The sequence below is a fragment of the Solibacillus sp. FSL H8-0538 genome (assembly GCF_038003525.1).
Lineage (GTDB): Bacteria > Bacillota > Bacilli > Bacillales_A > Planococcaceae > JBBOPI01.
In genome coordinates, this window is sequence record NZ_JBBOPI010000001.1 from 2,715,951 (window position 1) to 2,729,967 (window position 14,017).

A 14,017-nucleotide genomic window follows, 5' to 3' on the forward strand; every position below is an offset into this window, starting at 1 on the left:
GTCCTTACTTATGCGAATGGGAAAGTTATACTTTCTTATCCATTAAAAAAAGAGAAAGTTCGCCTAGGCGAACTTTCTCTTTTTATTTGCTTTCTTTCCACATTTGTACTTTTTCAAAGAACATAGCAAGTGCTTGCTTATTTGACATATTTGGCACTTTTGCTAGCAGCACTTCACGCGGTGCTTTTAACTGTGCACTTTGCTTTTGCAAAATTAAAATGCTCTTCTCATGCGCACGAGTAGAGAACATATTTTCAGGTAGCTGAATGACTGCTTGGATCCAAGCATGACCTTTTAAATATTTATGCAATTGTTTCGCCTGCTCTGATTCAAATAAATTCCCAGGAACTAAGAAAAATGCATAGCCACCCTCTTTTGTGTGATTCAATGATTGCTCAATGAATAGATGATGTGCATAGCTCATGCCCTCTGCCGCACAAAGTTCATAATCGAGTGCAACTTCCTCGTTTGGATAGAAGCCAACTGGTAAATCACAAATGACAGCATCGACTGGATCTACCAATAGTTTTTCTAGTGAATCTTGACGGAATAATGTTATAGGCTGCTCTACTAAATCTGCTGTTGCAGCTGCTAAGCGAATTAATAGTTCATCCACCTCTACACCTGTTGCATGTAACTTGCCGTCCATTGCATTCATTACGGTTAATAGTAAATTTCCTGTTCCAAGTGCAGGGTCTAATACAGAAACCGAACCATTTTCAATTTCTTTTTCAAAAAACTGTTCAACAAAATATCCTACTAGTAAACCAAGTGTATCTGGTGTCATTTGATGATTTGGCTGAGCGCTTTTTCGCATTCCTTTTAAAATCGCTATTTGAATTGCCTTACGCATATCTTCCTTCGTGGCACCTTCAACTTGCCACTCGAACTTGGCATCTAATGTATCTTCTAGCGTTTGTAGTAACGCCTCTAAATAATCTATTTCTTCATCAGTTGCAATCTTTTCTGCTTGGTCGTTAATAAATCCAAAAATTTGCTCAAACTTATCCATAAAGAACACCCTTTCAAACGAACAACCCACTCAAAAATTTGAGTGGGTGTCATTTTTGTCTATTTACACTTTACTATAAAACGTATAAAAACGAAATTATTTAGTCAGTGCTTTTACAGCTTCAATCGCTGCCTCGTAATTTGGGTGATCTGTTGCTTCAGGAACATATTCCACATAAGCAACTTTACCTTCTGTATCTACTACGAAAATAGCACGTGTCAATAGGCGTAAATGTTGAATATGTACGCCGTAAGCTTCCCCGAATGAAGCATCGCGGTGATCTGAAACCGTTTGAACAGCGTCAATACCTGCAGCTCCGCACCAACGTTTTTGGGCGAACGGTAAATCCATTGATACTGTATAAATAATTACGTTGTCGCCAAGCTCTGCAGCAACCTCATTAAATTTACGTGTTTGTGCGTCACATACACCTGTATCAAGTGATGGTACTACTGAAAACAAACGAATTTTACCTTCTGAGTCTTTTAAAGAAACCGGTGATAGATCATTTGCAAGCACTGTGAAATCCGGTGCCACGTCGCCTACTTTTACTTCGTTACCGATTAATGTTACTGCATTATTTTTGAATGTTGTTTGTACCATAATAACGCCTCCTTGTTATTCCCTTATATTACTAAAAACAAAACGAACAATGCAACTAAGTTACCTTAGTAAATAAGGTATTCGTACTCGTCCACATCCAAGTGGCGATAACATTGCATCCGTGCGACAGATGTTTTTGTTGTAACCACAATGGCCAACATCATATTGTCCTCAATCGTTACAACGGTGTAGCGCCAATGCTAAAACAAGGAAAATTTCACTAAACAAACGAAAAGCCGCCCTAGATTAGGCGACTGAACGTTAATAGGAATGTCTAAAGTTTAATCTTACCATAAGTTGCAGTAATTAAACCTATTACTATTCATAAACTTTCTCATGCACAACGGTTGTATCGGCAAAGTAATCAGCTACACTTTTATTTTTTGGCGTAAAGCCGACAATTAAGTACGGTAAATAAAATACAGCATTATTAATAAAACGACCAATGCCTTCACGGAATAACACTGTTACCCAGTCAAGCTCTTCCCCATTATCCTTTTGCACACGAAGCCCAAATACCATCTTGCCGAGCGTTTGCCTGCAGAACTTTGTCATAATAACGAAATAGGCATAGTAAATAGCTGCAGAGATAATGGCAATAGGCGCATACCATTCATCTCCCGCCAAACTCCAATCCATCAAATGGAAAATTGGCTTAATCGTAATCCCAATTATTGCACTAACAATGAGTGAATCCATCACAAATGCCCATAATCGCATCCAGAAGCCTGCTGTTTTATGCGAAAAAATCTGCTCCTTAGGCTGCGGTACTTCTAGAAATGTCTCTACTATTTCTGTCATTAGGCATCCTCCTTAGTGATCACCGTATAAATACATCATACGTGGTGAATTTGTTGAAGAGATGATTTTCGAGATATACTGTGATTCAGCTGAAGGCGCAAAAAATGACCCTACCTTCATACCAAGTAACGAAGCCCAGCTATCTGACTCTGCTACATATTCAAATAACGTAGCATCTTGAAGATCATAATCTGCTCGAATGGCAGCAATGACATCTTTTTCAGTACCGATTTCATCCACTAAGCCAGCCTTTAATGCTTGTGTACCACCTAAAATCCGGCCATCCGCTACTTTTTTTATCGTAGCTTCTGACATGCCACGTCCTTCTTCAATTACATCGACAAATTCCTCATAAAGCTCATCAATCATTTCCTGAACCATCGCTAATTCTTCATCTGTAGTTGCACGCGCGCCACTAAACATATCTTTATGCGCGCCGGATTTAATCGTTTCGAATTCAATACCTACTTTCTCTGCAAGCTTCTCGTAGTTATAAGACTGCATAATTACACCAATTGAACCGGTAATTGTTTCACGCTGCGCAAAAATTTTATCTCCAGGTGCTGCAATATAGTATCCTCCTGAAGCTGCCATAGAACCCATAGATACATAGATTGGAATTTGGCGCTCCTCTTTAATTTGTACCAATTTACTATGAATCTCTGCTGACTCTAATACACCGCCACCTGGAGAGTTCACTGATAGCACAATCCCTTTTACTGATTCATCGTTTAAAATGGATTCCAGTTGTTCAAGGAAATACTGATGATCATATTCTACACTTTCCCATAGCGCTGTTGGGCCGACATCCTGAATTACACCATTTACTGTTAAATGCGCAATTCGATTATCAAAATCCCCTTCTTCTACTATCTCTTCGTATGTCATCGCGTCCATATCCATAAGGCTTTCAAAGCTCGTAAAGAAATCTGTTTTGAAAACTGCAATAATTGCATTAAGCCCTAATGAGAAAAACAGTAGTACTGCTGCAATGCCTAATGCTGCCCATCGTTTCGAATTCATTGATTATCCTCCTTTATTTACTATATACGACTCTATACTACAAAAAGCTTCAGTGTATTCTTTAAAAAAGAGATGAGGAAGCAGACAAAATACTACTTCTTCACCTATTACCCGGGAAATATTAACTATTTAAGAGTTTATTTTCTTCATTTACACGTAATTCCACACGTCGAATTTTACCGGAAATTGTTTTCGGTAGCTCGTCTAAAAATTCGATTGCACGCGGATATTTATACGGTGCTGTTAATTTCTTTACGTGATCTTGTAATTCTTGAATAATGGTCGGGCTATTTTTTAATGTTGGATTAAGTAATACAACAAATGCTTTTACAATACTACCACGAATTTCATCAGGACTTGCGACAACCGCACATTCACTGACAAAGGGGTGTTTAACAAGCGCGTCCTCAACTTCAAATGGCCCAATTGTGTAACCTGAAGAAACGATAATGTCGTCTCCGCGTCCTTCAAACCAGAAGTAGCCCTCTGCATCTTTGCGTGCCCGATCTCCGGTCATATACCAGTCACCACGAAACTGCATTGCTGTACGCTCAGGATCTTTATAGTAGCGTTTAAATAATGCTGGCGTTGAGCGATGTACGGCAATATCACCGATTTCACCCACACCCACTGGCTCACCTAAATCATCTACTAGATCAACAATATTTCCTGGCGTTGGTTTCCCCATCGAACCTGGTCGTGCCTCCATGCCAACTAAAGTACCCACGAGTAATGTATTTTCCGTCTGGCCGTAACCGTCTCGAACTTGTAAATTAAATTCACGTAAAAATATTTCAATTACTTCGCGGTTTAAAGGCTCCCCAGCAGACACTGCACTTTTTAAATTTTCTAAATTATAGCTACTTAAATTATCTACCTTAGCCATAATACGATATTCCGTTGGCGTACAGCATAGTACATTAATTTGATGCTCTTGAAGCAATCCCAAATATGTAGGAGCTTCGAATTTTCCTTTATATACGAATGCCGTTGCACCACTACCTAATACTGCTAAAAACGGACTCCAAATCCACTTTTGCCATCCTGGTGCAGCTGTTGCCCACACGATATCACCAGCGCTTACGCCAAGCCAACTAGTTGCTGTCGTACGTAAATGTGCATATGCCCAGCCATGTGTATGCACCGCACCTTTGGGATTACCTGTTGTACCACTTGTATACGCAAGAAATGCTATATCTGATGAAGTGGTCCCAATTGGCTCGAATCTTGTTTCTTCAGTTTGTGCCAATTCCATAAGCGAAATCCAGTTTTCCTTCGCTTGGCCTGTTACAAAAAGCTTTAGACCATCTAAATGCTCGACATAATCGAATTCTTCAATATAGTTTTCAAAAGCAACAACGGCCTTTGCTTCAGCGTGTACAATTCGATAATCAATATCTTTTGCACGTAGTAATTCTGAACTCGGAATAATAACGAGTCCTGCTTTTAATGCACCGATATAAGTAACATAGGCTTCTACTGAACGCGGAACCATCACGAGAATTACGTCACCTTTTGTTAAGCCATTCTTTTTAAATACATTTGCAACTTGATTCGCTTTTTTCAATAATTCCGCATATGTATAATGCTCTGTTTCACCATTCTCATGCTGAATAATTAATGCTTTTTTATTTTCATTATTGGTATGTTTTTCGAATTCATCTACTAAATTATACAGTTCTGGTGCTATTAAGTCTTCACGATTCATCTTATAATCCTCCTCGGAATATTTTCATGACCTACTCCTATTATAAGGTTAAAAAAACAGCTTTTCAAAATAATCTACTGTATTATTTAAAGTTATGACTTTTGTCATTAAAAGAAGCTGACATTTATCAAAAAAATAACGCATAGTTTCGATTTCCTTACAACAAAATAAAAAGGACTGCGACAATTGGACATGTCGCAATCCTTTTATGCGTTGATAGTATTACTATCTTTCGCATAAGCCGTTATTTGGCTTTATTATTTTGTTATTAGTTAGAAGATCCTTTTAATTGTTGTTCAGCCATTTGTACAAGACGTTTTGTAATCTCGCCACCAACTGAACCGTTTGCACGAGAAGAAGCTTCTCCTCCAAGTTGCACGCCAAACTCTTGTGCGATTTCGTATTTCATTTGATCAAGTGCTTGTTGTGCACCAGGTACATATAACTTGTTTGAACTGCGGTTGTTTGAAGTCATGTCTCTCACCTCCTTGTGCAATTAGAATGCACCATAGAGAAAATATAATACATTAAAGATGAGAGGTAATTTGTTCATGTGTTAGTGAGAAATTACTATTAAAGTAAATCTGTAAATTTATCGACAGTCGCTTCTTTTTGTGGAAGAATATGGACTTCGCGGTTTCGTACAGCACGTTCGATTAATTCATCAAACTCCGTAAAGCTTTCGTAACGTTGTACTTTTTCTAATTTTGGTTTTGTTTTTGGACTTGCAGGGGTAAAGATGGTACAACAGTCTTCATAAGGCTGAATGGATGTTTCATATGTCCCTATCTGTTCGGCAATTTTAATAATATCTAGTTTATCTGCTGCAATTAAGGGACGTAAAATTGGCGTGCTCGACACGTCATTAATTGCGGTTAGGCTTTCTAATGTTTGTGATGCAACTTGCCCTAAGCTTTCACCTGTAACAATACCTAGTGCACCAATTTCCTCACGCACTTTATCTGCTACCTTCATCATCATTCGTCGTGTTGAAGTCATCGTCATATTTTCCGGTACGTTTTCTTTAACTGCTACTTGTAATTCTGTAAATGGTATGATGTGTAAACGGATGTTCGCTCCGAATTTTGTTAATTCATTCGCTAAATCTTTTACTTTTTGTAAAGCATTATCACTTGTATATGGAGGGCTAAAGAAGTGAATCGCGTCTAAACGAACACCACGCTTCATCATTAAATAACCTGCTACTGGGCTATCAATCCCACCAGACAACATTAATAACGATTTACCGTTTGAACCAACTGGCATACCACCAGCACCTTGTACAACCTGTGCCATCATGTAAACCGCATCTTCACGCACTTCAATACGTAGTGTTACATCTGGTTTACGTACTTGTACTGAGAGATTTTGGAATTGTGGTAATACTGCGCCACCCATTGCACGTTGTAATTCATGTGAATCCAGTGGGAATGTTTTATCTGTTCGGCGCACTTCCACTTTAAATGTTAGCTCCCCTTGATCACGGTACTGTTCCATAATTTTTATTGCTAATGCTTTCATGTCGTCTAAATCTTTTGAACAAGAAGCCACTGGACTAAATGATTGAATGCCAAATACTTCTGGTAAACGGTTCATTAGTACTGCAAACTTTTCTTCATTTTCAATCGTAATGAACATCCGATCGCGCTCAGCACGGATTTTTATCGGGGCAATATCATTAAATGAATAACGTACATTTTCACGAAGTCGGTTAATAAAATCTTTTTTATTGCGTCCCTTTGTTGATAGTTCTCCGTAACGTATTAAAATTTCTTTAAAAATCATCCTATTAATTCTCCTTTTAGCTCTTTCATGACTGTAGTGAATGCTTTTTTGAATGCGGCGATGTCCTCATCCGTTGTATACGCACCAAAGCTCATGCGAAGTACACCTTTTTTAAAGGCATTATCCAGATTTAATGCTTCCACAACATGACTTGTTTTCGTTTGCTTTGAAGAACAAGCACTTGAAGTAGACACAATAATATCACGTTTTTGTAAAGCATTAATTAAAATTTCGCCTTTTAAGCCACGCACACTGAATGAGAGAATATGCGGTGCGCTCTTTTCTGTTGACAATACGTGAATGTCTGTCCCAAACTGTTCTAAAAACGCGTACAGTTCTGCTGACCATTTTTTATAGTTTTGAATGGCTGCTGGCATAATTTGCACTGCTAGACGAGCAGCCTTCGCTAAGGCTACAGCTTGCGGGACCGCTACTGTACCACTGCGTAAACCAAATTCTTGACCACCACCAACTAGATGAGAAGCGATTTTTGTATGCTTACGGAAGGCAATAACACCGGAACCTTTTAGCGCATGAATTTTATGACCAGAAATCGAAATAATATCTGGACCAGCTTCACCAGTAAACCGAACTGGTAACTTCCCGAAGCTTTGTACAGCATCAACATGGAAGGCAGCCCGACTTTGTTGATGAATAATTGCACCCGCTTCTGCGATTGGTTGAATGGCACCCATTTCATTATTCACATGCATAATGCTTACTAAAATTGTATCTTTACGAACCTTTGAACGAAGCTCCTCTAATGAAATAATACCCGCTTCATCCACAGTTAAATACTCGACCTCATAGCCTTCCTCTGCAAGCCGCTTTACGGACTCTAATACAGATGGATGTTCAATTTCCGTCGTTAGTACATGTTTACCTTTATGTGTGTTCACTTTTGCGATACCAAAAATGGCAAAATTATTTGATTCTGTTCCACCTGCAGTGAAAATAACATCCTTTGCCTCTGTATGCAAAATATCCGCGATTTGTGTACGTGCACGTGTTAGTAATATATTTGCCTCAACACCAGCTTGGTGAATGGATGATGGGTTTGCATAATACATCTCGTTTACTTGAATAAATGTAGTTAGTACATCTTTATGAGGTTTTGTTGTCGCACTATTATCTAAGTAAATCATCTGATCCAACCTTCTTTTTTTATCTGTTATGGTAGCATTTTGCTATCCTTAATTAGTTCCATTAGAAAAACATATCTCGCCTCAAAACGGGCGCGAAGATGTCTTTACTTCTGTGGATTACGTTAGAAATGAATACTTCCCTTATCCACCAAGAAAACCACCTGCACAAAATATGCATGGTGGCCTTCACTTTTGTTGTTTTATTATAACGCTTCTATCGTTTAGATGTAACCGTTATGCTTATGATTTTACAAGTAGTTGCTCCTGTACAAGCTCCTCGATACGTTTAATAGCAGCCGGGTCCACTGATTCTACAGCCTTTGCTGCATCCTCTAGCGCTTTTACATAGCGGAACTGATGAAATGCTTCCTCAGCATCCAATAGACGATTATGTACTTGTGGATTAGACGCACGGTAACGATTGCCATACTGAATGAGGCGTTCAATAAGCATGACATTTTCAATCATTTCTTCTCCGCGCTCATTAACTTCTTCAATACACCTCTTGGCACTTAATAAATTTGCATTTACAAGTCCCATATTGAGTGGTACCTCTTGTAAACTTTGTAAAACAACGAAAATTCGCTCCTCTGCTTCTTCTAAGCGCGCGTCCATTTCTTCAGGAATACCAGGAATATTAGCCTTGCTTAGTAGTCGGTCTGTATTTTGTAACAAACGCTTTAACGTCTCTAATTCAGCACGAGCTTTATTTTCGTCTATTCGTAAATTTTTCAAGCTATTTGAGAAACGCTCCTGCTCCTCACCAATACGCTCAACTTCTTCTGTAATTTCTTTAAGTTCTTCTTGCAAACTAGAATATGCTGATTGTTCTTCCTGTACACGTGTTGATAACAACTCGTAGCGTTTTTGTAATACTTCAAGTTGCTTCAAGCCCGCTTTCGGGATTTCTGCTTCCTCTTCTGGTAAACGATAGCTATGCTGCACATAAGTTGCTTCACCGCTTATTTCCTTAGTGAGGCGCACAACGTCTGAAATCGTATAAAACATTGAATTACAGTTTCGATCTACATATTTTTTAGCCATAACCTCTTTTTCAAGTAAATCGTATAAATTATCGATTTCATCATTTATTTCTTGTATACGAGGGGCTACTGTTTGAATGTTTAAGTTGGCAATGGCTTCTTTTAAAGCTTCTAACTCGTTTTCTAATTGATTTAAGTACTCCGTTAATTCGAGATGACGTAAATAGTAGGATTGCTCCTCCATTTCACGTTGACCGTTACGAAGTTCATGAATCGCTGTTGGAATTTTTGCTTGAATGTCCGTTAACAGCGTTGGCACTTCACTTAGTAGGCTGAAAATATGCTGCGCCTCAACATTGAGCGAGAGCACAATTTCACGTGCCTGTAAGTAGTTACCTTCTGCTGTAAGCGTATCAAACTCTTCAAATTTAGGTGGGAACTGCTCAAGTTTCTTTTCAAGCTGTGATAGGGCAGGTCCGAATGAATGCTGATGTGCTAAAATCGTTTTACGTGCTGAACGGTAATACTCTTTTAGCTGCTCAACTTCGATGCGATTTTTTTCCTCGCTACCAATTAGTTCTTCAAGCTCTGCTAAAATTTCAACACGACTTTGCTCACATTTCGTAATATACTGATCAATTTCTCGTTCAATGTGCGTTGCTTTTTTGAATTTAAAGCGATCTATGTATTCTTCTGCATCAAATAACATTGAATCGATTTTAATCACATGAATATCAACGACCTCTAGCCAACGATTACGCCAGTTTTCAAATAACTCTTCAGTTTGCCCATTCATATTTAAAGCTTTCACTTTCGCTAGTTCTTCAAATATAGGATAATGCTGAATTTGCATTTTTTCTTTTTCTAATCGTCCTATTTCAACATTATGCTTGCGTCTTACTATTAGACCGGCAATTAATAATGCTAATAGTACGACGACAACAATGATGATATACTTTACCATTGTAAGCCCCCTATTCCACAATCTATGAATTGGCTATTTGTAACTATAATATACCATATTTTCAACTTTTGTTTTATATATTTCATGGTTTTTTAAATCTAACATGCACTCTAAATAACTAGGAGGAATTTTTTTTGAAAAAAGACGGTCATATTCACACACCTTTTTGTCCTCATGGCTCAACAGACAGCTTCGAACAATATATTGAAAAAGCAATTGAGCAAAACTTTGCAAGTATTTCATTTACCGAGCATGCACCATTACCTGCAGGATTTATCGATCCTACACCTGACCAAGATAGTGGCATGAAAGCAGCGCTACTTCAACCCTATTTACAGGAGCTTCGTACATTAAAAGAATTATATCAAGATAAAATCACTATTCATATAGGTCTTGAAGTGGATTATATTAGTGGTTTTGAATTAGAAACACGTCATTTTTTAAATGAGGTAGGTCCTTTTCTAGATGATGCTATTTTATCTGTTCATTTTTTGAAACATGACGATGCCTATTGCTGCATTGATTTTTCAGAAGAAGTTTATTTAAACTTTGCCAAGCAAATTGGTAGTATTAGGTCAATGTACGACTTATACTATAAAACAGTTCGTAAATCCATTGATGCTGACTTAGGCTCATACAAGCCGAAGCGTATCGGTCATCCAACACTTATACATAAATTCCAGCTTGCTCATCAGGAACAGATTGATGATGCTGCGCAAATTAAGCAGTTGCTTCGTTATATGAAGGTAGCCGGCTATGAGCTTGATGTGAACAGTGCTGGACTAAGTAAACCTTTATGCAAGGAACCTTATCCACCTTTCCCATTTATTGATTTTGCGAAATCAATCGAGCTTCCACTCGTTTTCGGTTCTGATGCGCACACAGCACAAGATTTACACCAACACTATAGTATTATTTTCCCATAACATCGAAATATTACGGAGGTTTCTTATGTTTTTAAAAATTAATTATGATGGCCCTATTTTCGCTCAGTACGAAACGGTATCAAAACAGCTGGATGTATTATTAGAAGGCGAAACAGATGCAATTGCAAACTTAAGCAATGCTTCTGCCTTACTAAACCAATTTTTAAACGAGATTAACTGGGTTGGATTTTATTTAATGAAGGACGGCGAGCTTGTGCTTGGACCATTTCAAGGCTTACCTGCTTGTTTCCGTATTCCAGTAGGACGCGGTGTATGCGGAACTGCAGCCCGTGACAAAGAAACACTTGTCATAGCAGATGTACATACATTCCCAGGTCACATTGCTTGCGATGCTGCTTCAAGTTCAGAAATCGTTATCCCTCTAGTGAAAAACGAGGTCGTTATTGGTGTACTTGATATTGATAGTCCGAATAAAAATCGCTTTTCAGAAGAAGATCGTAGAGGTCTCGAGCTATTCGTTACAACACTAATGAAACATATTTAATATTAGTAAGACATATCTCGCCCAACAACGAAGGATAGTTGATGTCCTTTATGATGGTGGTTTAGTAAGTTTTACTTTCTTATCCACTCAAAAAGGCTTACAGCGCTCAGACGCTGTAAGCCTTTTAAGATGAGTGAATTTGCATCGTATCATTAAAGACGCAAACTTGATTTTTACCATTATGTTTTGCATTATATAATGCTGTATCTGCATGCAAGAAAACATTTTGGAACTCAGGTCGATCTTTTTTGTTCCAAGTAATTAAGCCTGCTGAAATCGTTACAGAAGGGTTCGTCGCTTCTGGAATTACCTTCACAATTTGCTGCGCAATTTTTAATGCCTCATCCTCTAAAATATTGGGAATATAGACTGCTAGTTCCTCGCCGCCCCAACGTGCACAAATTCCGCGCGTACCAATTGTTTTGCGTAACTGCGCACCAATTTGTATTAACACTTCATCCCCAACTTGATGTCCATATGTATCGTTTACTCGTTTGAAGTTGTCGATATCGATTAATAGGAACATGCCGGAATCATCATTTTGCAGAGAACTTTCTACATAGCAATCAGAGTAGCTACGCGCATACAACTTCGTTAAATGATCTCGGTCTACCATCTCCTGCAGTTGATCACGTAATATAGAGTTCGAAATTGCTAACGATGAGTGATGAATTAATGACTGCATTAATTTAAAGCTATCAAACGAGAAAAAATACGGATCAGGATGCAATACAATACTAAAACCGTTAATATGTTCTTCTACTAGCATAGGTATTGCCATAATTGATTTATATTCCACTTCTTCAGAAATTAAACGACTGAAGTCCGCAATAAAGAGCGAGTCTTGGGTATTTTCAAAATGTTTTTTCACATGATCAATATACAATTGACCTTCTTGTGTTGTAAATAGTTTCGTACTCGCCTCAGTCAACTCATAGTGCTGACCCGCTTTGAATACAAAGCAAAGCTCCATCGGTTGGAAAGACTTCATAAGTTGCTTTTGCAAATACAACAGCATTTCATTAATATCAAGGTTCATATTTAAACGATGTGACGTTTCATTAATTAATTGTAAGTCACTAATTAATCGATGGGACTGATGATATAATTTCGCATTTTCTAATGCATTACCCGAAGCGTGGGCAAGCATACGAATAAAATCTTTTTGTGTCGTCGAAAATACATAAGCAGGAGGCGCACTTACTTGCAAGATACCATATATGGCTTGACGCCCTTTAATCGGCGCGTTTAATAACCGGCAATTCAAATCCGTTGCGTGCTCCGTCGTAATTTCACCAGATACAAATGCCTCAATTGTGGATGGACGTTCCGATAAATAATCAAACAGCTTAATTCGAACACGCGTTTGACGATCCTGGTCATTCGATAAAATGAGGTCTACCTCAAAATCCGGGAAATTCTCCTGTATCGTAATGAGTACATTTTCTAAAATCAAATCAATATCCATCGTTGAATGGAATAAATCTGTCATATTATATAGTTTTCGATATTGAAGTTCATTTTGACGGACTTCAATACTTTCAAGAAAATAATGAAAAATTTGCGCAATCAAATTAACTAAATCTTCGGTGAATTCAGAACCCGAAAATTCCTGCCACTTTGGAGTAGAACTGAAAAGAATTATTCCTCTAGGGTTCTTTTGACCTACTTGCAATAGCATCATATGCGTTAAATGCTGAAATTCTTGCTTTTCACTTAAGAAATAAGGAACGGCAACTACTTTTTGTTGATAAAAATAAGATTCAAATAAAGCCCAAGGAATTCCATTGAAGTGGTAATTAGTTGCATTCTCTTTATTTATAGGCTTTAAAGTATCCCCTTCATAGGACAAAAAGCAACATTCTTCAATATCAAAATGTTGATTTAGGCATTGTTTAAACAACGAAAAGTATTCGCTAAAGCTATTTAGTTCTTCAGCCGAACTAACACAAAGGCTCAATACGTCCGATTTGATATTTATTATCGTCTGCTGATGCTCTATCATTAAATCACCTTTTCTTTCAACTTCACGAATCCGAATCAATTACTATTAACTTATATCCAAGTATACACATATTATGCCTATTTGACTATTAATTTATGGCTATTTTTTCTAAAAATAGATTTCTGCTCAAAAACTATTAAACAAATATGTCAACCTAACTAGTAGACCTAAATCTTCTTTATTTTGAGTAGTGGCTACGTAAAAAACATGGTTGTTTTTATAAAAATAAAGATTAGTGGCGAAGACTTTCTACACCAGCACCTTACTACCAGGATCAACATCGAATTGACCTTTAGAAAGGTTTTTATAGCTAATAACCAACAGTAGTGTTCACAGTGCCTCAATATTTAGCAATTAACCTCATATCCATTCTTAATATCATAACTTTTATCGTTTCTTCCTTGACTGTAGTTTTAAAAAAAGTTACAATGGGGGTTGTGTAAAATGAATGCAGTAGTTGTATGACTTTATCGTTTGTATTTTATTCCTTCCTTAAATAAGCGAATGGTGTATTGTGTAACCCTACGGCTGCATGGGCGAAGATACATGAAAATAAA

The 14,017-nt window shown here is 37.7% G+C and carries 12 protein-coding genes; 2 read left to right on the forward strand and 10 right to left on the reverse strand.

The genetic code is table 11. The features are described from left to right. Window positions 1-82 precede the first annotated feature (82 nt). From MHH87_RS12875 to ezrA, 9 genes are all read right to left on the reverse strand, one after another. Window positions 83-1,012 (reverse strand): class I SAM-dependent methyltransferase, encoded by a 930-nt coding sequence (locus MHH87_RS12875; RefSeq protein ID WP_340749704.1) that lies wholly within the window; start codon window positions 1,010-1,012, stop codon window positions 83-85. 96 nt (window positions 1,013-1,108) lie between these two features. Continuing rightward, on the reverse strand, window positions 1,109-1,615 hold the full coding sequence (gene tpx, locus MHH87_RS12880; protein ID WP_340749705.1) for a thiol peroxidase: 507 nt from the start codon (window positions 1,613-1,615) through the stop codon (window positions 1,109-1,111). Between the two features lie 318 nt (window positions 1,616-1,933). Beyond that, a complete protein-coding gene (locus MHH87_RS12885; RefSeq protein WP_340749706.1) occupies window positions 1,934-2,416 on the reverse strand; it encodes an RDD family protein in 483 nt (160 codons plus the stop codon). Window positions 2,417-2,428: 12 nt separating this feature from the next. Then, on the reverse strand, window positions 2,429-3,439 hold the full coding sequence (sppA, locus tag MHH87_RS12890) for a signal peptide peptidase SppA (RefSeq protein ID WP_340749707.1): 1,011 nt from the start codon (window positions 3,437-3,439) through the stop codon (window positions 2,429-2,431). Window positions 3,440-3,560: 121 nt separating this feature from the next. Continuing rightward, window positions 3,561-5,147 carry an acyl-CoA synthetase MbcS gene (gene mbcS, locus MHH87_RS12895; protein WP_340749708.1) on the reverse strand — a complete coding sequence of 529 codons (1,587 nt, stop codon included), beginning with the start codon at window positions 5,145-5,147 and terminating at the stop codon, window positions 3,561-3,563. 268 nt (window positions 5,148-5,415) lie between these two features. Further along, window positions 5,416-5,622, reverse strand: a complete 207-nt coding sequence (locus tag MHH87_RS12900) for an alpha/beta-type small acid-soluble spore protein (protein WP_340749709.1) — start codon at window positions 5,620-5,622, stop codon at window positions 5,416-5,418. Window positions 5,623-5,720: 98 nt separating this feature from the next. Then, on the reverse strand, window positions 5,721-6,932 hold the full coding sequence (gene thiI, locus MHH87_RS12905; protein ID WP_340749710.1) for a tRNA uracil 4-sulfurtransferase ThiI: 1,212 nt from the start codon (window positions 6,930-6,932) through the stop codon (window positions 5,721-5,723). Continuing rightward, a complete protein-coding gene (locus MHH87_RS12910) occupies window positions 6,929-8,077 on the reverse strand; it encodes a cysteine desulfurase family protein (RefSeq protein ID WP_340749711.1) in 1,149 nt (382 codons plus the stop codon). The genes thiI and MHH87_RS12910 overlap by 4 nt, the downstream gene beginning before the upstream one ends. A 240-nt stretch (window positions 8,078-8,317) precedes the next feature. Beyond that, window positions 8,318-10,024 (reverse strand): septation ring formation regulator EzrA, encoded by a 1,707-nt coding sequence (gene ezrA / locus MHH87_RS12915; RefSeq protein ID WP_340749712.1) that lies wholly within the window; start codon window positions 10,022-10,024, stop codon window positions 8,318-8,320. 134 nt (window positions 10,025-10,158) lie between these two features. On the opposite strand from ezrA, the gene hisJ reads away from it, so the two are divergent. Next, a complete protein-coding gene (hisJ, locus tag MHH87_RS12920) occupies window positions 10,159-10,950 on the forward strand; it encodes a histidinol-phosphatase HisJ (protein WP_340749713.1) in 792 nt (263 codons plus the stop codon). Window positions 10,951-10,975: 25 nt separating this feature from the next. Next, window positions 10,976-11,455 (forward strand): GAF domain-containing protein, encoded by a 480-nt coding sequence (locus MHH87_RS12925; RefSeq protein WP_340749714.1) that lies wholly within the window; start codon window positions 10,976-10,978, stop codon window positions 11,453-11,455. 124 nt (window positions 11,456-11,579) lie between these two features. Here MHH87_RS12925 and MHH87_RS12930 read toward each other — a convergent pair whose 3' ends face one another. Then, on the reverse strand, window positions 11,580-13,499 hold the full coding sequence (locus MHH87_RS12930) for a sensor domain-containing diguanylate cyclase (protein WP_340749715.1): 1,920 nt from the start codon (window positions 13,497-13,499) through the stop codon (window positions 11,580-11,582). Between the last annotated feature and the right edge of the window lie 518 nt (window positions 13,500-14,017).